Origin of the sequence: Methylobacterium sp. GC_Met_2 (assembly GCF_026540795.1) — a bacterium.
Classification (GTDB): domain Bacteria; phylum Pseudomonadota; class Alphaproteobacteria; order Rhizobiales; family Beijerinckiaceae; genus Methylobacterium.
The window spans coordinates 14,838-34,270 of the sequence record NZ_JALNUM010000068.1 but is presented as its reverse complement, the minus strand read 5'-3'; the positions used below and the strand labels follow the sequence as shown (position 1 = coordinate 34,270).

The window sequence follows — 19,433 nt, the reverse complement described above, 5'->3', positions numbered from 1 at the left end:
GGGGAGAAGTGTGAATCCGCTAGCCCGCTCGGGAGAGGGAGACGCGCGGATCCAGCCTCCCTAACCCCATCACAACATCACGCCTTCTCGGCGGTCTCGTCCGGCTCGAACAACTGCACCGGGTGGCCCGGCATGATCGTCGAGATCGCGTGCTTGTACACCAGCTGCGAATGACCATCGCGGCGCAGCAGCACGCAGAAGTTGTCAAACCACGTCACCACGCCCTGGAGCTTGACGCCGTTGACCAGGAAGATCGTCAGCGGGATCTTGTTCTTGCGGACATGATTGAGAAAAGTGTCCTGAAGGTTCTGTGCGCGTTCGCCCGCCATCTTCTTGGCCTTCTTGTTGTCCCGGCTCGCTCGGCCCGGGATGGGTATGCCGCGGGCCGGATCGTCCGATCACCCCGTCCGCAGCCGTGTATACAACATGACGTCGTCAAAGGGTGGGCGCAAGCAACCCCTATACCCAGGCGATCCGTAACGGATCGGCGCCGTCCTCAACGCGTCCCTTTGCCCTAAAGCATGGCCCCGGGCATTGGAATTGCGGCGCGGCGTCAAGGTCCGGGTTGTCCATGTCCGGGTTGTCCATCGCCCCGTTCCGAAAGCCGGCGATTTTGTTTCGGGAGGCGGCTTCGAGCCTTCGGTCCGGCGCGTGTGCATTCCGGACCGGGGCCCGCCCCGGCTCACGGGCCGATGCCGAGGGACTTCAACTTGCGGTGCAGGGCCGAGCGCTCCATGCCGATGAATTCGGCGGTGCGGGAGATGTTGCCCGAGAACCGCGCGATCTGCGCCACGAGGTACTCGCGCTCGAAGATCTCGCGGGCCTCCCGGAGCGCCAGGCTCATCAGCTTCTCGCCGCCCGCGCCGCCCGGCGTCGTCGGCACCAGCGCGCCGATCTCGGAGGGCAGCATCTCCGATGTGACCTCCTGCTCCGGGTCGGCCTGCGTGAGGATCATCAGCCGCTCGACGTTGTTCTTGAGCTGGCGGACGTTGCCCGGCCAGTTGTGCGACTGCAGCACCGCCATCGCGTCCTCGGCGATCCGGCGCTTGGGCAGGCCGGTCTGGGACGAGATGTTGTCCATGAAGAACTGGATCAGCTCGGGCACGTCCTCCCGGCGCTCCGACAGGGCCGGCACCCGGATCGGCACCACCGAGAGGCGGTGGAACAGGTCCTCGCGGAACCGGCCGGCGGCGATTTCCTCCTGGAGATCCCGGGAGGACGAGGAGATGATCCGGACATCGACATGGACCCGCGTCGTGCCGCCGACCCGCTGGAAGTTCTGGTCGACCAGCACGCGCAGGATCCGGTTCTGGGTCTCCCGCGGCATGTCGGCGACCTCGTCGAGGTAGAGGGTGCCGCCATGGGCCTCCTCCAGGGCGCCGACCCGGCGGCCGCTCTCGCCCTCGACGCCGAACAGCTCCGCCTCCATGGTCTCGGGCAGGATCGTGGCGGCGTTCAGGAGCACGAACGGGCCGTTCGACCGGGCCGAGGCCTTGTGCAGGCTGCGGGCGGCCAGCTCCTTGCCGGCGCCGAGCGCCCCGGTGATCATCACCCGGGCGTTGGTCGGCGCCACCCGGTCGAGGGTCTGGCGCAGCTGGTTGATCGCGAGCGAGCCGCCGACGATGCGGTTGGTGGTACCGGAGCGCGCCGTCAGGTCGCGGACCTCGCGCCGGAGCCGCGAGGCTTCCAGCGCCCGCTCGGCCACCAGGATCAGCCGGTCGGCCTTGAACGGCTTCTCGATGAAGTCGTAGGCGCCCGCCTTGATGGCCGAGACCGCGGTCTCGATGTTGCCGTGGCCCGAGATCATCACCACCGGCAGGTCGGGATTGGCGGCCTTGATCAGGTCGAGCACCTGCAGGCCGTCGAGCCGGGAGCCCTGCAGCCAGATGTCGAGGAAGACGAGGTGCGGCCGGCGCGCCTCGATGGCGGCCAGCGCCTCGTCCGAGCCGCCGGCCGTGCGGCAGCGGTGGCCCTCGTCGTCCAGGATGCCGGCGACGAGGTCGCGGATGTCGGCCTCGTCGTCGACGATCAGGATATCGGCGCTCATGCGTGCATCTCCGCGATCCGGGGGGCCGTCGGTGCGGCGCCCTTCTCCTCTGTCGTGACGGGACGGGTCTCGGGGGACGCCGACGGCTCGGGCCCGTGCTCGCGCGGGATCCGCATCCGCACCTGGCCGCCCCGGCCGGCGGGATTGTCGTTCAGTTCGATCCCGCCGCCGTGCTCCTCAAGCACCTTGCTCACGATGGCAAGCCCCAGACCGGTGCCGCCCTCGCGCGTCGTCATGTAGGGCTCCAGCAGCCGCTGGCGCCCCTCGGCGGGGAAACCCTTGCCGTTGTCGGTGACGGCGATCACCGCGAACCCGTCCTCGACGGCGAGGCTCAAGCCGATCTTGCCCTTGCCGAGCTCGGCCTCGGGCACCTCGGCCACCGCCTCGACGGCGTTCTTGAGGATGTTGGTGATCACTTGGCTGAGCAGCCTGATGTCGAAGGCCGCCACGATCTTTTCCGCGCTCCCCGCGCCGCCCTGGGCCGAGAACGCGAAGTCGATATCGGGGTGCGCCACGCGCATCATGAACAGGTTCTGCTTGGCGATCTCGGTCAGGTCGTTCGGCGCGATCGCGGGCTTGGGCATCCGCGCGAAGGCCGAGAACTCGTCGACCATGCGCTTGATCTCGTCCACCTGCCGTACGATCGTGGCGGTGCACTGGTCGAACACCTCCTTGTCGGTGGTGATGACCTTGCCGTATTTGCGCCGGATCCGCTCGGCCGAGAGCTGGATCGGGGTCAGGGGGTTCTTGATCTCGTGGGCGATGCGGCGCGCCACGTCGCCCCAGGCCGAGCTGCGCTGCGCCTGGACGAGGTCGGTGATGTCGTCGAGCGTCACCACCCAGCCGCGGGTCGACCCTTGCGCCTGCTCGCTCGTGACCCGCACCGTGATGGTGCGCTCGCCGCGCGACCGGGTGAGCTGGATCTGCTGCTGCTGCAGGCTGCGCGGGCGGGCCTCGCTCTCGGCGAGCACCGGGGCGAGTTCCGGCACCGCCTGGGCGAGGGACTGGCCGACCAGGGCATCGCTCGCCAGATCGAGCATCCGCTCAGCGGCCGGGTTGGCAATGGTGACGAAGCCCGCCGCGTCGAGGCCGATCACCCCGGGCGACACGCCTGAGAGCACGGCCTCGGTGAACCGGCGGCGGGTGTCGATCAGGTCGCTCGCCGCGATCAGGCCGGCATGCTGGCGGCGCAGCTCCTGGGTCATCTTGTTGAAGCTCTCGCCGAGATGGGCGAGGTCGCCGCTGGTCTTCTTGGTCGGCACCTGGGCATAGAAATTGCCCGACGCCACCTGATCGGCGGCGTTGATCAGCCGGCGGATCGGCGCCACGAACCGGTTGGCGAAGTTCATGCCGAACCACACCGCCGAGAGCAGCGCGATCAGCGCGATCAGCAGGAACACCGACGCGAAGGTGATCTGGATCGAGCGCCGGAGCGAATCGTAGGTCAGGTACTCGGCCGCCGCCGCCCGGGACACGCCGGGGAAATCGATGGCGAGCTGGCTCACCTCCCGCTGCACCATCAGCACGGCGTCGTCATAGGCCGGCATGCGCATCAGCGCGGCGAAGACCCGTCCCTCGGTCGGCAGCAGGCAGATCGGATCCGCGGAGGATGCCGCATCCTCGAAGGCCGCCGCCGAGGGCAGGCGGTTGGTCTTCAGCACGTCGATCTTGGCCCGGGCCACCACCTCGGTCGGCCCGCGCATGATCTGGGCCACCGGCAGGCCGAGATTGCTCGCCCGAGTGGTCAGGAAGTTCTCGAACCAGTCCCGGTTCACGTCGAAATTCGGCCTTGCCCGGGTCAGGTCGTCGGCCAGGATGCGGATCTCCCGGGCGAGGCTCTGGCACTGGTTCTCCTGGTAGGCGTCGGCCACCTCCACGGATTTCAGCACCACGTCCCGGACCCGGTCGGTGAAGCCGAGCGACAGGCCGCGGTCGATGGTCACGGAGGCGACCACGGCGAGCAGGATCGTCGGCAGGATCGCGATCAGGCTGAACAGGCCGACGATGCGGGTGTGCAGCCGCGCCACCGCAGCGTTGGCCTTGCGGGCGTGCAGGAAGACCCGCGCCTCCCAGGCGATGATGATGGCGAGCCCGAGCACCAGGGCGGCGTTGATGGCGAGCAGCGTCACGCCGTAGGCGGGCGTGGGCGTCACCCGGATCACGCCGGCCAGGATCAGGAAGGTCGCCAGCGCCGAGATCAGGGCGGTGACCACCACGACCGCCCCGATCCAGCCCGGGCCGCGGGGGCCCGGCCGCAGCGACTCGGCCAGAGCCGCGTCCGGACCGGTTCCCTCGGCCGGCCCATATGAGTCCGACCCATGTGGGTCCGACCCTTGCGGGTCCGACCCATGTGAGTTTGACCCTTGCGGGTCCGGCGCGGGGCCTTCCACTATGGGTGAGCGCTGCAGGAACGGCATGACTGGTGCAGGGCCACAACAGTGTGGCGGAATTAATACGAATAGCCCCCGGTGATTACGCGTTCAGGTTGAATTCGCAACGGGTTTACCATCGCACGGAGCCAGGCGGCCCCGACGGGCACACCGAACTGACTCAGCCTCACAAGCATCCTTGGCGCGGCGGTTGGCGATGCGGTAAGCTTGGCCGGAAGGTCGCCATGAACAAAGCCGCCCGGAACGAACGCATCAAGCTGACTGCGACGTAATTGAATGGTGCGGCCGCGGCTGCCCTCGCGGACGGATGCTTTGCTCCGATCGTGACATCCATCACGTCGACAGCGTCGATCGCGCTCACGGGCTTGAATGTTCTGGTGATGACTCGGTTGTCCCTGAGCGTGGGCCTACATCTGATCGGGCGGCGCGTACTGCGGAGGATCGAGGAATGACGGGCGGTTTCCTGTCTGCTGCCATCATCGCCCCACGGATGCTCATGGTCGCCGCAGGCTTCGTCTCCTGGTTCACGGATCGGCACGACGCTTCGGAGCGTAGGCCCTAAGCAGGTTTCGCTAAAGTGGTCACCGGTTTTGCGACAAAAATCTGCGCTATAACAAAGACCTCAGCAGATGAAGCGTTGGCTTGCCAACGCAAATCCGCTTGGAGGCACCCTCCGACGAAGTGGACACAGGTTCGGCGCAAGAGTGCGCGTCACAACAAGAGCTTAGAGCCGCGCATGATTGCACAGCGCACAGGACACGACACTTGTTTGCCGACAGGGTCGGCAAGCGCGACAGGCCCCCTCTCTCGTGCGGGAGAGGGTTGGGGTGAGGGTCGAGAAGGTTCAGGATCGAGCATACTCTTGAGGCGCCGACAGGGGGCGCCTCGTTTTGAAAGTTCTCATCCCTCACCCGGCTTTCTGCGAAAGCAGACCTCTCCCGCACGGGAGAGGGGACCCGCGCCTCGTTCGGCGAAGATGGCGCCAGTGTCGCGTACCGTGTGCAAAGCGATCGGGCACGGCTCCAAGGCCTATCGGCAGCGGCCGAGGTCGAGCATGGCGATCCGGTGTTCCGAGCGTGCTGCCCGACGCCGTCCGCGCGGCACAGGGACGACGCGGCGATGAGGGCCACGCCTGCGATCCGGGTCGGCCTGATCGGCTACGGCTATTCCGGCCGGACGTTTCACGCGCCCCTGATCCGTGCCGTCCCGGGGCTCGACCTGCGGCTGATCGGCTCGCGCGATCCCGCCCGGGTCGCGGCCGACCTGCCCGGTGTGGCGGTCGTCGCCGACCCCGTCGCGGTCGCCACCGCGGAGGCGGTCGATCTCGTGGTGATCGCCGCCCCCAACGACACCCACGCCCCCCTGGCGCGGGCTGCGCTCGTAGCCGGCAAGCATGTCGTGGTCGACAAGCCCTTCACCCTCGACGTGGCCGAGGCCCGCGGGTTGCGTCAAGCGGCCAGGAGCCGGAACCGGCTGCTCGCGGTGTTCCACAACCGGCGCTGGGACAGCGACTTCCTCACCGTCCGGGCGGCCATCGCGGACGGAATCATCGGCCCGATCCGGCATTGGGAATCGCATTTCGACCGGTTCCGCCCCCAGGTCCGCGACCGCTGGCGCGAGGGCGCCGGCCCCGGCAGCGGGATCTGGTACGATCTCGGGCCCCACCTCCTCGACCAGGCGCTCCTGCTGTTCGGCCTGCCCGAGCGGGTGACCGCCAACCTGGCGCGGCTCCGCCCCGGCGCGCAGGCGGACGACTGGGCCCACGTCGTGCTGGACTATCCGGACCTGCGGGTGGTGCTGCACGCCAGCATGCTGGTCGCCGGCGGATCGCCCCGCTTCGTGGCGCATGGCGAGGCCGGCAGCCTGATCAAGCGCGGCGCGGATCTCCAGGAGCAGCACCTGCTGGCGGGCCTCGCCCCCGGCGCCCCCGGATGGGGCGCGGATCCGGACGCGCTGGAGATCCATGACGGGACCGGACGGGTGAGCCGCGTGCCGGCCTCGGCCGGGGATCAGCGCCGGTTCTACCAGGGCGTGGCCGCGACGATCGCCGAGAGGCCGGTCGATAACGCGCCGGTCGACGATACCGCGGCGCTGGAGGCCGTCCGCGTGATGGCCTGCCTCGAGGCCGCCCGCATGTCGGCCCGGACGGGGGCGTCGGTCGGCCTGTCGCTTGCGCCGGACGAGCGGGGGATCTGAGGGTCGCGGCCCGGGCGCGACCTTTGCGCACGTCCCGGCGAGCTGGGACCTCGGCATGGGCCGAGCCCTTGACCCGGCTGGTGGTGGCCCGTAACCCCGATCCCGGAGGCGAACGGGGTCTGGTGGCCCTCCTGGTCTTCAAAACCAGCGGTACGCCAACAGCGTACGGTGGGTTCGATTCCCATCCGCTTCCGCCAAGATCCCGATCGGCATGCTCCGCTCATTCGGACCTATAACCGAGTCGTTATTGGTCATGAGGCGACACACGCGCTAAAACCGGCGATCCCGATCCGCCGATATGGTCGTTCCCGGCCGTCTCTGCGCCGACACGATCCCGCGCTGGTGCCCCCGTGAAGAACCGGTCCGCCCTCCCCGCCCCGATCCGGCCGGCCGCCGGCCGCGAATTCTGAGGCCGGTCATGCTGGACACGCTCGTCGCGCTTTTCCCACCCGGCCTCCGCGAGGCGCTGCGCGCGCTGGCGACGCGTCGGCCTGTCGACCGGGCGCCGGGCGGGCCGGGCCCGATGCCGGGCTTCGACCCGATGCCGGCACCGATGCCGGTGGTCGCCCCGCCGGCCGCCACGAACGACAATCCGCTCCGGGCCGTCCACGACGCCGTGGAGCGGGACCTGCGCGCCAGCGGCCATCTGCGCTGAGGATCGTTCGCGCGGAAGACCGTCAGCGCCCGGCCGGTCCGGGCCGGTCGACCGCCCCCGCCTCGACCCAGTGGCAGACCGTGGTGTTGCGCAGGCTGGCGCAATCGTAGCTCCGGCCGCCGAGCGAGACCCGGTCGGCGATGCCGGTGACGTCCCCCCGCGGCAGGACGCTACAGCCGAGATGGTCCGCCTTGGGATCGGCCAGCAGCGCGGACGCCGCCGGCGCGCCGTCGTGCATCAGCATCCGGTAATTGGCCAGCGACGGACAGCCGATCACCGGCGGCCCGCCCCGCCGGTCGACGGCCTTGTCGGGACCGGGCCGAGCCGGCGCCCGGCTTGCCGTCTGGCTGGAGGCCGGCAGGACCGAAAGGCCGAGCGCCAGAACGGCGATGCGGAGTGAGACGCGTGTCATGACGTGCTGATAGCACGCCGCGCGGCCGGTCTTGCAGCGCCGGTCTTGCAGCGCCGGTCTTGCAGCGCCGGTCTTGCAGCCGCCGTAGGGTGCCTGAACAGCGGGCCTGCGGCCGAGGCGGGGCTCGGGTGCGGCGTTTCAGGCTTGACCGGAGCCGCGCCATTTGCGAGCGCCGCGGATGCGTGTGGATGGCTGAGCGCGGAGGCGTGACCATGACGACGGCGATCGATAGCGACCAGAAGCTCCATTTGGTCTTCGGCGGCGAGTTGCAGAATCTCGACGGCATCCGGTTCCGGGATCTCGCGAATCTCGATATCGTCGGCATCTTCCCGGATTACGCCTCCGCGCAGGCCGCGTGGCGGGCCAAGGCGCAGGCCACCGTGGACAGCGCCCAGACCCGTTATTTCGTGGTCCACCTGCACCGGCTGCTGGAGCCGCCGGCCGTCTGAACGCGGCACGGCCTGTGCGCGGCATCCGTAAGGACTGCGTGAAGGCATTGTGACACTTCCGGCCCGCTGCTAAGAGCCTCGCCCGTCATCGCATCGTTCCGGCCTGCAAGGGCCGGCCATCGGAGCGCGGCGGGCAGACCGGCCGCGAGTGAGCGGCCGCCCATGAAATCCTCGATCAAGATCATCGCCGGGAATTCCAGCCGGCCCCTGGCCGAGGCGATCGCGGCCTATCTGGAATTGCCGCTCGCCAAGTGCATGGTCCGGCGCTTCGCCGACATGGAGATCTTCGTCGAGCTCCAGGAGAACGTGCGCGGCGAGGACGTGTTCATCGTCCAGTCGACCTCGTTTCCGGCCAACGACCACCTGATGGAACTGCTGATCATGATCGACGCCGCGCGCCGGTCGTCGGCGCGGCGCATCACGGCGGTGATCCCGTATTTCGGCTACGCCCGGCAGGACCGGCGCACCTCGGGCCGGACCCCGATCTCGGCCAAGCTGGTGGCGAACCTGATCACCCGGGCGGGCGCCGACCGGGTGCTGACCCTCGACCTCCATGCCGGCCAGATCCAGGGCTTCTTCGACATCCCCACCGACAACCTGTTCGCCGCCCCCGTGATGGTGCGCGACATCAAGGAGCGGCTGCCGAACGCCGACCGGATGGTGGTCTCGCCCGACGTCGGCGGCGTGGTCCGGGCGCGGGCCATCGCCAAGCGGATCGACTGCTCGCTCGCCATCGTGGACAAGCGCCGGGAGCGCCCGGGCGAGTCCGAGGTGATGAACATCATCGGTGAGGTCGAGGGCCGGTCCTGCATCCTGGTCGACGACATCGTCGATTCGGGCGGCACCCTGGTCAACGCCGCCGAGGCGCTGCTCAATGCCGGTGCCAAGGACGTCTCGGCCTACATCACCCACGGGGTGCTGTCAGGCGGCGCGGTCTCGCGCATCGCCGCCTCGCGGATGAAGGAATTGGTGATCACCGATTCGATCCAGCCGACGCAAGCGGTGAAGCTCGCCCGCAACATCCGGGTGGCGACGATCGCGCCGCTGCTCGGCGAGGCGATCGGGCGGACGGCGACGGAATCCAGCGTCTCCAGCCTGTTCGACTGAGCGCCGGACAAAGGCATGGTTTCGAAAGGTCGAGACCTTTCGCGGGTCCAGGGCGGCGCCCGGGTCTTCGTCAGGGCCTTGCCCTGACGACCCACCAAAGGGCTTCAGCCCTTTGGAGGCCCGGGGTCACAGTACCCCCTGCGCGCGAAGGCCCTATGTGCTGAGCCGAACGCGGCGTTGGTTCGGGAGCGGACACTGGGTCGGGCGCACATCATCGGCATCCACGGGCTCGCCAACAAGCCGCCGCGTGACGAGAAGGCGGGCTGGTGGCAGGCCGCGATCCGCGAGGGGCTCGACCGCAATCGCGGGATGCACGTGCCGGAGGGCCGCCTGCGCTTCACCTTCGTCTACTGGGCGGACCTGCGATACCCGCAGCCGCTCACCGACGACAGCAACCGCGAGCCCTACCGGCCCGATTACGAGCTCGGCCCGTTCCCGTCGCCGGCGGGCGATCCCGAGAGCGCGGCGCCGACCCTCACCGACCGGATCTACCGCGGCCTGTCGCACCTGCAGGAGGCCGCCGGGCTGACCCCGGTGGACGACCTGATCCTCGAATACCGCCTCGACGACCTCTGGGGCTACTACACGGATGCGGGCTTTCGGGCGGCGGCCCGGGCGCGCCTGCGCGCGGTGATCGCCGAGGCCGCCGGCGACGACGTGCTGATCGCCGCGCATTCGATGGGTGGCCTGATCGCCTACGACGTGCTGCGCGCCGCCGAGGCGGACGGGACCGCCCTGCCCCGCTGCGCCCTGGTCACCCTCGGTTCGCCTTTGGCGCTGGCCGAGCTGAAGCTGAAGCTCGCCGACGAGCACGGCGCCCTGCGCGTCCCGGCGGCGCTGACCGCCTGGACCAACCTGATGGACCGCCAGGACATCGCCACGGTGGGCGACGACCTCGCGGAGATCTACGCGCCGAACGCCGCCGGCGTGCGGGTCCGGGACGTACCGGTGATCAACGCCTACCGGAGGCCGGATGGCACCGAGAACCGGCACAAATCCTACGGCTACCTGCGCACGCCGGAATTCTCCACGGTCCTGAACGGGTTCCTGGGCGCCGGCGGCTGAGCGGCGCCTGCCCGGTCCTCAGAGCCGGCCCGGGATCGCTTCGCGCAGGACGCGCTCGGCGGCGGCGTCCTCGATCTTGTTGATCAGCCGGTTCGCCTCGTGCTCGTCGCGCAGGGTCTTGGCCAGGGTGAAGGTCGTCCCCGTGAGGAACAGCGACGCCATGGCGAGGTAGCCCTTGATCCAGATATCCGCGGGCAGGAAGAAGATCCCGATCGTCAGCATGGCGGCTGCGGCGGCGAAACTGACCAGCGTGAAGGTCTTCCAGGCGCCGGTATGGGGCATCTGTGGGATCATGGTGCGGATTCCTGTTTGCTGTTCGAAGGATTGGGATGGATGCGGTTTGATCAGGTCGTCGCCCTGAGGCGGTCGAGCACCGCCCGCGGGTCCGTGCGGGGGCGGCCGTAGCCGGCGGCTTCCAAGTCGGCCTTCAAGTCGGCCTCGATCCCGCCTGCGGCCTCGGTCTCCAGCTCGCTCAGCGCCGCGGCGACATCCGCCTCGGCCTCGTGCCGCGCGCGCAGGCGGGCCAGCGTCCGCTCCGCCTCGCCGAGGGCGCCCGCCGAGAGGGTCGTGGCCCGGCGGCCCTCAAGCCCCGCCCGGCGCAGCGCCTCGGTGGTGCGGGCGGTCTGGAGCCCGCGGTCGAGATGCCGCAGCCGCTCTCCGCCTCGTGCGACCAGGCGCTTCAGCCGCTCGACCTCGGCGGCGAAGCGGTCGGCGGCCTCCCGACGGTCGGTGCGCTCGTCTTCCAGGGCGGCGATGTGGATCGCCGCCTCGGTCCCGAGATCCGCGCGGCCGTCGCCGAGCGCCCGCCGCGCCCCGTCCGACAAGATGTCGATCCGGGTTCCGATCGCGTCGAGGGCGCGGGCCTCGGCGGCGTGGTAGGCCATGGCCACGGCGAGTTCCCGCCGGGCGGTCGCCAGGGCGCCGGCGGCGTCCCGGATCTGCTGGCGCAGGATCGTCACGGCATGGGCGTCGTGGATTGCCTGGGCGTTGTCGGCGATCACGCCGCGCATCAGGAGAGAGAGGGTCCTCGTCACGGTTCACCTCGCGGGAACGACGGTCCGGAGCCGGTCCGGATTTGATTGAACGTCGTTCACAAAACGAGGTAACCATGCGGCGGCGTCCGGTGCAAGGGATAAAATGAACGAGGTTCATAAAAAGATACGGGGGCGTCCGCGCAAGGCCTCGGTCGATCGTGCGGCGGATCGCCAGGCCCTGATCGACGCCGCGGTGGCGATCCTGAACGAGGCCGGCGCGGGGGCGCTGACCGCCCGCGGCGTCGCGGAGCGGGCCGGCACGGCGGTCGGCTCGGTCTACACGCAGTTCGACAGCCTGGAGGAGCTGCGGCTGGAGGCCAACGCGGTCACGATGCGGCGGCTCCGGGATGTCCTGGCGGCGGCGCTGGCCGCCTGCCCGTCGCGGGACACGGAGGCGCGGCTCCTGTGCCTGGCCGACGCGTATCTCGCCTTCGCGGCCGGGCACCATGCGGCCTGGGCGGCGATCTTCGAGCGCCGGACCGTGGCGGCGCCGGATTCGGTGCAGGCCGACATCGCGGCTTTGTTCGCGGTCCTCGAAGGGGTGCTGCGGGACGGCGGCGGCCTCGCCGAGCCGGCGATCCCCGTGATGGCGCGGGCGCTCTGGTCCAGCGTCCACGGCATGACCTACCTGGCCGATCTCGGCAGCCTCGGGCCCCTCGGCATGGACGACGTGCGGCCGATGATCGACGCCTTGGTCCGGGCGGCGGTCCGCGGCTTCGCGCGGCGCTGAACGCGCAGGCCGCCTTCACCTGCGTGAGGAACGCCCGGACCGTCCGGTCGAGGGCCTCCGAATCCCGGGTCAGCACCGCGTCCGAGGCCGTGGAGTCGGCGCCCTGGGCCTGCGCCCGGGACAGGTGCCCGGCCCGCGCCTCACCCGCGAAATAGGCCGCGACCCCGTAGGCCGTGTCCACGCGGTTGCGGGTCTTGGCCATGCGGTCGTGCTCGACCTGCGTCGTCCGGCTGACGTGTCCGATGCCCGGGACCGTGACGATGCCGACCGGCGCGGCCGCCGCGAGGGTGTGGAGCTTCGCCCCGATGCCGATCCTCACCCCTCGCCCCCGCGATGGTCATCCAGCGCGTCAAACCATGACGCGTCAGCATGAGCGGACGGTGAAGACGGGCGTGGGGCCTTGCGCTCGGCTGCGCGAGCCTGTCCACTCGTGTCCAATCACAAGCTCGGCACCGATACCAAGAAAACGCCGGGCCACAGGGAGAAGCGTCATGATGCGTACGGGCTCGTTGCGGCTGGGCGGGGTCTTTCGGATCGGGCCGGCTGCCCTGCTGCTGGCCGGGCTGGCCCTCTTCGCCCCCGCCCGGGCCGACGACGCCAAGGTCCGGATCAGCCGGCAGCCGGGCTTCGTCTACCTGCCGGCCGTGCTCGCCGAGCAGCACAAGCTGATCGAGAAGCACGCCAAGGCGGCGGGCCTCGGGGACGTGGCGGTGGAGTGGGTGAACCTGACGAGCGGCGCCGCCGGCAACGACGCGCTGCTCTCGGGCAACATCGACATCGTCGACAGCGGCTCCACCAACATGCTGCTCCTGAACGACCGGACGCGCGGCGACGTGAAGGGGCTGTGCGGGGTCGGTTCGACGCCGATGCTGCTGCTGACCCGCAACCCGGATGTGAAGGACCTCAAGGACTTTTCCGGCAAGGACAAGATCGCCCTGCCCTCCGTGAAGGTCTCGTCCCAGGCGGTGCTGCTCCAGATCGCCGCCAAGAAGGCGTTCGGCCCCGAGAACGCGACCAAGCTCGACCCGCTCACCGTCCAGCTCGGCCATCCGGACGCAGTGGCGGCTCTGGGCAGCCCCCACAACGAGGTCAACAGCCACTTCTCCCTGCCGCCGTTCCAGCAGCGCGAATTGCAGGACCCGGCGATCCACAAAGTGCTGAACTCGTACGAGCTGGTCGGCGAGCCGGTGAGCAACGCGATCTTCTACGCGCGGACCGGCTGGTTCAACCGCAACCCGAAGCTCGCCGCCGCGATCGTGGCCGCCATCGACGAGGCCAATGCCGAGATCGCCAAGGATCCGCTCCAGGCCGCCAAGGACTACGTGGCGGCCACCAAAGAGAAGACCCCGCCCGAGACCCTGGTGGCGATCATGAAGGAGCCCGGGACCAACTTCTCGACCACGCCCTACGGCATCATGCTGCAGGCCCGGCACTTCTACGCGATGAAGACCATCAAGGCCGAGCCCAAGGACTGGAAGGACACGTTCTTCCCGATCGTCCACACCCTGCCGGGCCGGTGAGGCCGCTTGGGTCGGAGCCGTGCCGGGTTCCGACGGCGCTCTGACGATCGTTCCCGGCCGCCGACGCCGCGGCGGCGTCTGGTGCGATCGCGCTTGACCGGTCTCGAATCGCGCGCCCTTGTCGCCGGCACTTGGCGGCTGGTCGCCGGCACTTGGCGGCTGGTCGCCGGCACTTGGCGGCTGGTCGCCGGCACTTGGCGGCTGGTCGCCGGCACTTGGCGGCTGGTCGCCGGCACTTGGCGGCTGGTCGCCGGCACTTGGCGGCTGGTCGCCGGCACTTGGCGGCTAATCGCCGGCGAAGGGGGCGGTGCATGCGGCGACGGAACATCATCGGGCTGGTCGCGGGCTTCATCCTGATCTCGGGCCAGCCTGCCGTTCCGGCGGTCCCGGAGCGGCTCCGCCATGTGGTGGTCCTCTTCCCCATGCCGAAGAGCGACCCGCAATTCGGCGAGACCGAGCGGCTCCTCAGGAACGCCCTCGTCAAGCACGGGTGGGTGGAGGGCCGGAACCTCGTGCTGACCTTCGCCGCCGTCGGCCGCGACCCGGCGCAGATCGATCCGCTGCTGCCCGCAATCCTGACGCCCGAGCCGGACGTCATCGTCAGCCGCTCGACCGCGGTGGCGCTCGCCCTGCACCGGCGGTCGCAACGGACGCCGGTGGTGTTCACGCGGGTCGCCGACCCCGTCGGCCTCGGCCTCGTCGCGACGTTGCAGAAGCCCGGGGGCACCATGACCGGCCTGACCGGAACGGAGCCGTCCATGGGCCGCAAATGGGTGGGGCTGCTCCGGGAGATCGCCCCGGACCTGAAACGGGTCGCCTTCCTGATGCATGCGGCGAGCAGCCCGATCGCGCCGGTTCTGGCCGAATCGATCGAGCAGGTCAGCCCGTCCCTCGGGCTGGAGGCCGTGATCGTGCCGCTGCGCGAGCGCTCCGATCTGGAGCCCGCCTTTGCGAGGCTGGCCGCCCTGGGCGATGTCGGGATCCTGGTTTCCCCCGGCGCCTTCACCCTCGAGACCTGCCCCCTGATCGCGACCCTGGCGGCGCGTCATCGGATCCCGGCCGTCTACCCGTACCGGCCTTGCGTGACCGCCGGTGGCCTCGCCTCCTATGGGTCCGACGAGAGCGTCTGGTTCCAGCAGGCGAGCGACTACGTCGATCGCATCCTGCGGGGCGCGCATCCCGGAGACCTCCCGGTCCAGGCGCCGAGCCAGCTGAGCTTCATCCTGAACGCGCGGGCCGCGGCGGGGCTGGGCATCGCCGTCACGCCGGCTCTCCTGGCGCGGGCCGACGAGGTTCTCGACTAGAGCGCTCTCCGCCGAAGTGGACACCGGTTCGGCGTAAGAGCGCGCGGTTAAACAAGGGCTCTGAGCAGACTTGCGTGGGCGAGCCACACGGTACACGACACTTGTCTGCCAACACGGGTGGCAAGCGCGACATGCCCCCTCTCCCGTGCGGGAGAGGGTTGGGGTGAGGGTCGAGAAGGTTCAGGATCGCGCGCACCGTCAAGGCGCCGACAGGGTGCGTCTCTTCCGGAAGCCGCACATCCCTCACCCGGCTTTCTGCGAAAGCAGACCTCTCCCGCACGGGAGAGGGGACCCGCGCCTCATTCCGCGATGGTGGCGTCGCTGTCGTGTACCGTGCACGTTGCAATCGCGCATGGCTCTAAGCCCTTGTTGCGTCGCAGGTTTTTGTCGCAAAACCGGTGGCCGCTCTTGCGAAGCCTGCTTCGGGTGCGTGCCGCATCACGGCTCCACCAGGGCCGGGGCGCCGGCCCCCGTCGGTGCGCCTCCACCGGTCCGGCGGCGCGCAGGGGCTTCCTGAGATCGTCACCACGGCGTGGCTCACCCCAACCCGCCAGAACCCGTCCGCCGGCGGTGCGGTCGTTCCTCGACGGGGTGCGACCGCGCTGAGGGGGCGGCCGGGATTGTTGTTGGGCGGCCGGGGCTGCGTTATCTTCGGGAGTGGGACCGGCGGCGGCGACCGCCGGCCCCTGGCCTTCACCGTCTCAGGTGTTGCCGCCTCCAGAGAGGAATGGCGAGGCGGAGCGTGAACCAGCACTCGCCATTCGCTTTTCTGGACCATGCCAGAGAGATGACCATATCTCTGCACCCCCGGCCGCAACCGGCTGCGTGCGGCCTTCGCGGGTGAGTCGGTCGGGCTCACGGTGCAAGCTGAGCCGGGCTCCCGGCCCCGGTGAATCGACGCGCAGGCTCCGAACCCGCGATTGCGCCCCTCCCGGCCCCGGCCTATAGTGCCGTATCCCCATTCAACAGCGTGAGACGGGACATCCGGATCGACCATCCGGAGCCCGCGGCCCGATGCCCGGCCCCCGTCCCGCAGGCCGGAGCACGAGAGACATGTCCCAAGGTCCGCTGATGCCGAAGGCGACCGCCGTCTGGCTGGTCGAGAACACGTCGCTCGCCTTCGAGCAGATCGCCGATTTCTGCAAGCTGCACCCGCTGGAGGTGAAGGGCATCGCCGACGGCGAGGTCGCGGCCGGGATCAAGGGGCTCGATCCGGTCTCCACCGGCCAGCTCACCCGCGACGAGATCGAGAAGGCCCAGAAGGCGCCGCACTACAAGCTGAAGCCCGCCGTTTCCAAGGTGAAGCTGCCGGAGGTGAAGCGCACCACCAAGGGCCCGCGCTACACCCCGCTGTCCCGCCGCCAGGACCGGCCGAACGCCATCCTGTGGCTGCTGCGCAACCACCCCGAGTTGAAGGATGCGCAGATCATCCGGCTGGTCGGCACCACCAAGTCGACGATCCAGCAGATCCGCGAGCGCACCCACTGGAACTCGGGCTCGCTGCAGCCGATGGACCCGGTGACGCTGGGGCTCGCCACCCAGATCAACCTCGATTTCGAGGTCCAGCGCGCGGCGGCCGACCGCCCGGCCGCGGTGGCGGCCGATTCCGGCGCCTCGCTGCTGCCCACGGAGGTCTCCACGGCCCGGGACGCGCAGGAGCCGGAGGAGGATCACGGCGGCCGCGAGGAGCGGCTCGACGCGGATTCGGTCTTCGCCAAGCTCAAGGGCCGGCAGCAGGACGAGGACGACGAGGCGTAATTCGCCGTCCGCGGCCTACCGGGCGGCGTCGAAGGCCGCCAGGAAGGCCGCGAGGCTCTCCGGGAGGGCCGCGCAGAGGTAGCCGCCCTCCTGGACGAGGGCGGTGGGCAGCCCGGCCCGGGCGATCCGCTCCGCCGCGCCGGCGAAGCCCGACCGGGTGACTTTCAGGGCGCCGATCGGGTCGTCCGCCGAGGCGTCGAGGCCCAAAGCCACCACCAGCCCCCGCGGCCGATGCGCGGCGATCATTGCGAGACCCGCCTCCACGGCTTCGAGCCACGGGGCGTCGCCCGAGCCCGGCGGAAGCGGCAGGTTCCGGTTGAACCCCGCCCCCTCCCCTGTACCTGTCTCGTCGGCATAGCCTGCGAAGAACGGGAAGTAGTCCGACGGATCGGCATGGACCGAGACCGTCACGACATCCGCGCGCCCGTAAAAAATCCCCTGCGTGCCGTTGCCGTGGTGGACGTCGATGTCGAGGATCGCCACCGGGCCGCCGGTGGGGGCCAGCATCCGGGCGGCCGCGATCGCGCTGTTGTTGAGGAAGCAGAAGCCGCCGGCGGAATCCGCGTAGGCGTGGTGGCCGGGCGGCCGGCACAGGGCGTAGGCGTGGCCCTCCGCCAGGGCGGCGTCGGCGGCCGCGACGGCGCATTGCGCCGCGCCGTAGACCGCCGGCCACGTCCCGGCGCGGATCGGCGTCGAGGTGTCGGCCATGTAGAGGCCGGCGAGCCCGAGGAGGCCCGTCGGCGTCCGGTGCATGTGCGGCCGGGCGAAGACGCCGCTGAGGATCTCGTCGCCGATGCCCGGCATCTCGCCCCGGCGGGTCCAGGCCTCGGCCAGGAACGCCACGTAGGCGGGATCGTGCACCGCCCGGATCGGGTCCAGGCCGTGATCGCCGGGCTCCGCGAGGGCGTGGCCGCCCCGCAGGGCCGCATCGCGCAGGATCGCGTAGCGGTCAGCCTGCTCCGGATGCGGGATCGGCGTGCCGCGCCGCCAGTAGCGTTCGGGATCGTGCCGGGGTGAGTCGGGACTGTGGAAGACGCGCATCCCGGCAGGTTACGGCATGAGGCCGGAAACCGGAACGCGCCGTCTCAGGACCGCCCGAGGGCCGAATCCTCCGGCCGTGCGGCGATCAGATGCGGTCGACCGTTCCGTCGGTGCGCAACACCGTGGGGCAGCCCGTCGCGTCGACCGGGCGTCGGGCCTCGACCCGGGGGATGGGGCGGGCCTGCGCGATCCCCGGCAGCGTCATCCAGCGCACGTTCATGGCGCGGCTCCCTCGGCCGTTTGAGCGGATCCCGGGCCGGCGGTGCAACCGGCGGCGGGCGCACCGGTGCCTCGTCCGGGGCGATCAGGCTGTGCAGATCGTGCACGAGCCACCCGGACGGGCCCTGCGGCTCGGCCGCGATCTCGCGGAGCAGGGTCGGGACCCGCGCCCAGGGCTCGGTGACCGGCCGGATCGCGGCCCGCTCCTGGCCGCCGGCGACGCGAATATCCGCCCAGCGGGCGCAGAAGGCCGCGACGCAGGCCGGATCGAAATGGCGGCCGCTCTCGGCGCGCAGGCTGTCCAGGGCCGCCTCGAAGGACATCGCGGCCTTGTAGGGACGCTGCGTGGTCAGGGCGTCGAACACGTCCGCCACCGCGACGATCCGGGCGGCGAGCGGGATCGCGGTCCCGGCGAGCCCGTTCGGGTAGCCGTCGCCGTCCCACCGCTCGTGATGCGCCTCGGCGATCTCCGCCGCGAGGCGGATCAGCTCGGATGCGCTCCCGCCCAGGATCCGCTGGCCGATGGTGGTATGCGTCTGGACCACGGTGAACTCGTCCGGATCGAGCCGTCCGGGCTTCAGCAGGATGCTGTCGGGCACGCCCACCTTGCCGACATCGTGCAGAGGCGCGGCGAGATAGAGGCTGCGGCAGACATCCGGGGCGAGCCCCAGTTCCTCGGCGATGATCTGGCTGTAGCGGGCGACCCGCCAGGTATGGTCCCCCGTGTCGCTGTCGCGATACTCGACCGCGAGGGCGAGGCGGAAGATGATCTCCTCCTCGCGCTCGCGCATGTGGCGCAGGGCCGCCTCGACCTCGCCGTCGAGCCAGGCCGCCTGCTCGGACAGCCGCCGCACGGCCTTGGCGAGGCGGATCATGTTGCGCAGACGCACGGTCAGCTCGACGCCCCGCATGGAGGTGTCGAGGAAGTCGGTCGCCCCGGCCTCCAGGGCGGAGAGCCGCACCGCGTCCGAGATGTCCTCGGCCAGCATCACGATCGGCACCTGGGCGTAATGCGGGATGGTCCGCATGCACCGGATGAAGGCGATCCCGTCCATGGCGCGCAGGTGGCAATCGACCAGGACGAGATCGAAGGCCCGGATCTGCGCCTCCACGAGCGCGGCGCCCGGATCGGCGTGATCGGTCACGCTCACGTCGGGCTTGGCCTCCAGCAACTGGCGCAGCCGCAGGCGCATGACCGCGCTGTCGTCGACCAGGAGCGCGTCCATCAGGGGCTCCCGGGCGGCGGCTTCGGTGCGCCCGGCGCGGGGCCGCGCGCCGGGCGGTGCCGATGGCGGTCCATCCGGAGGGACGTCGAACATCCCGGTCCCCACCCTTGCGGTCGCGGGCGGATCGGACTGAGTCCCGGGGCGGGCATGCGCAAGAGATTTGTCATTGATGCGGACGATCCGGGGACTGTCTTACAGATTTGGATTGCCTCACGTTAAAAGGAGGTAAATAATTATTCTCCGATCCTGAGTAAAAATAACTCGGTATCCGAGTAATATA

The 19,433-nt window shown here is 70.1% G+C and carries 18 protein-coding genes and 1 tRNA gene; 11 read left to right on the top strand and 8 right to left on the bottom strand.

Annotation, left to right across the window (positions count from 1 at the left end):
* Positions 1 to 77: 77 nt before the first annotated feature.
* The 3 genes from hfq to OXS49_RS21040 form a co-directional block, all read right to left on the bottom strand.
* Positions 78 to 329 carry an RNA chaperone Hfq gene (hfq, locus tag OXS49_RS21050; RefSeq protein WP_007563033.1) on the bottom strand — a complete coding sequence of 84 codons (252 nt, stop codon included), beginning with the start codon at positions 327 to 329 and terminating at the stop codon, positions 78 to 80.
* 353 nt (positions 330 to 682) lie between these two features.
* The gene (locus OXS49_RS21045) at positions 683 to 2,047 is read right to left on the bottom strand and encodes a sigma-54 dependent transcriptional regulator (RefSeq protein WP_243998189.1); all 1,365 of its coding nucleotides are present in this window, start codon (positions 2,045 to 2,047) and stop codon (positions 683 to 685) included.
* Entirely contained in the window at positions 2,044 to 4,464 is a 2,421-nt protein-coding gene (locus tag OXS49_RS21040) for a PAS domain-containing sensor histidine kinase (RefSeq protein ID WP_243998187.1), read from the bottom strand. Before OXS49_RS21040 ends, OXS49_RS21045 begins: the two co-directional genes overlap by 4 nt.
* 1,092 nt (positions 4,465 to 5,556) lie before the next feature.
* On the opposite strand from OXS49_RS21040, the gene OXS49_RS21035 reads away from it, so the two are divergent.
* The 3 genes from OXS49_RS21035 (at position 5,557) to OXS49_RS21025 (ending at position 7,288) form a co-directional block, all read left to right on the top strand.
* The gene (locus tag OXS49_RS21035; protein WP_243998185.1) at positions 5,557 to 6,633 is read left to right on the top strand and encodes an oxidoreductase; all 1,077 of its coding nucleotides are present in this window, start codon (positions 5,557 to 5,559) and stop codon (positions 6,631 to 6,633) included.
* A gap of 104 nt (positions 6,634 to 6,737) precedes the next feature.
* A tRNA-Sec gene (locus OXS49_RS21030) sits at positions 6,738 to 6,830 on the top strand.
* A 221-nt stretch (positions 6,831 to 7,051) separates the two neighbouring features.
* Positions 7,052 to 7,288 (top strand): hypothetical protein, encoded by a 237-nt coding sequence (locus OXS49_RS21025; protein ID WP_243998183.1) that lies wholly within the window; start codon positions 7,052 to 7,054, stop codon positions 7,286 to 7,288.
* 22 nt (positions 7,289 to 7,310) lie between these two features.
* Here the strand turns inward: OXS49_RS21025 and OXS49_RS21020 are convergent, their stop codons facing one another.
* Positions 7,311 to 7,700: a hypothetical protein gene (locus OXS49_RS21020; RefSeq protein ID WP_243998181.1), complete on the bottom strand. Its 390-nt coding sequence runs from the start codon at positions 7,698 to 7,700 to the stop codon at positions 7,311 to 7,313.
* Between the two features lie 212 nt (positions 7,701 to 7,912).
* On the opposite strand from OXS49_RS21020, the gene OXS49_RS21015 reads away from it, so the two are divergent.
* The 3 genes from OXS49_RS21015 to OXS49_RS21005 all read left to right on the top strand — a co-directional run bounded on the left by OXS49_RS21015 (position 7,913) and on the right by OXS49_RS21005 (position 10,321).
* A complete protein-coding gene (locus tag OXS49_RS21015) occupies positions 7,913 to 8,149 on the top strand; it encodes a DUF4170 domain-containing protein (protein WP_243998263.1) in 237 nt (78 codons plus the stop codon).
* A 162-nt stretch (positions 8,150 to 8,311) separates the two neighbouring features.
* Entirely contained in the window at positions 8,312 to 9,256 is a 945-nt protein-coding gene (locus OXS49_RS21010; protein WP_243927331.1) for a ribose-phosphate pyrophosphokinase, read from the top strand.
* Between the two features lie 177 nt (positions 9,257 to 9,433).
* Positions 9,434 to 10,321: a hypothetical protein gene (locus tag OXS49_RS21005; protein WP_267426538.1), complete on the top strand. Its 888-nt coding sequence runs from the start codon at positions 9,434 to 9,436 to the stop codon at positions 10,319 to 10,321.
* Positions 10,322 to 10,339: 18 nt separating this feature from the next.
* Here the strand turns inward: OXS49_RS21005 and OXS49_RS21000 are convergent, their stop codons facing one another.
* Entirely contained in the window at positions 10,340 to 10,615 is a 276-nt protein-coding gene (locus OXS49_RS21000) for a YiaA/YiaB family inner membrane protein (protein ID WP_243998177.1), read from the bottom strand.
* Positions 10,616 to 10,665: 50 nt separating this feature from the next.
* A complete protein-coding gene (locus OXS49_RS20995) occupies positions 10,666 to 11,355 on the bottom strand; it encodes a PspA/IM30 family protein (protein ID WP_267426537.1) in 690 nt (229 codons plus the stop codon).
* A gap of 103 nt (positions 11,356 to 11,458) precedes the next feature.
* Here OXS49_RS20995 and OXS49_RS20990 point away from each other — a divergent pair, with 103 nt between their 5' ends.
* From OXS49_RS20990 to OXS49_RS20970, 5 genes are all read left to right on the top strand, one after another.
* The gene (locus tag OXS49_RS20990) at positions 11,459 to 12,085 is read left to right on the top strand and encodes a TetR/AcrR family transcriptional regulator (protein ID WP_243998173.1); all 627 of its coding nucleotides are present in this window, start codon (positions 11,459 to 11,461) and stop codon (positions 12,083 to 12,085) included.
* Positions 12,086 to 12,576: 491 nt separating this feature from the next.
* The gene (locus tag OXS49_RS20985) at positions 12,577 to 13,605 is read left to right on the top strand and encodes an ABC transporter substrate-binding protein (protein ID WP_267426536.1); all 1,029 of its coding nucleotides are present in this window, start codon (positions 12,577 to 12,579) and stop codon (positions 13,603 to 13,605) included.
* A 93-nt stretch (positions 13,606 to 13,698) separates the two neighbouring features.
* On the top strand, positions 13,699 to 13,962 hold the full coding sequence (locus OXS49_RS20980; protein WP_267426534.1) for a hypothetical protein: 264 nt from the start codon (positions 13,699 to 13,701) through the stop codon (positions 13,960 to 13,962).
* A complete protein-coding gene (locus OXS49_RS20975) occupies positions 13,917 to 14,909 on the top strand; it encodes an ABC transporter substrate-binding protein (RefSeq protein ID WP_267426532.1) in 993 nt (330 codons plus the stop codon). Before OXS49_RS20980 ends, OXS49_RS20975 begins: the two co-directional genes overlap by 46 nt.
* 1,053 nt (positions 14,910 to 15,962) lie before the next feature.
* Entirely contained in the window at positions 15,963 to 16,667 is a 705-nt protein-coding gene (locus OXS49_RS20970) for a cell cycle transcriptional regulator TrcR (protein WP_267426531.1), read from the top strand.
* Positions 16,668 to 16,682: 15 nt separating this feature from the next.
* On the opposite strand, the gene OXS49_RS20965 is transcribed toward OXS49_RS20970, so the two are convergent.
* Positions 16,683 to 17,708, bottom strand: a complete 1,026-nt coding sequence (locus tag OXS49_RS20965; protein WP_267426530.1) for a histone deacetylase family protein — start codon at positions 17,706 to 17,708, stop codon at positions 16,683 to 16,685.
* Between the two features lie 44 nt (positions 17,709 to 17,752).
* The gene (locus OXS49_RS20960; RefSeq protein WP_267426529.1) at positions 17,753 to 19,246 is read right to left on the bottom strand and encodes an HD domain-containing phosphohydrolase; all 1,494 of its coding nucleotides are present in this window, start codon (positions 19,244 to 19,246) and stop codon (positions 17,753 to 17,755) included.
* Positions 19,247 to 19,433: the final 187 nt, after the last annotated feature.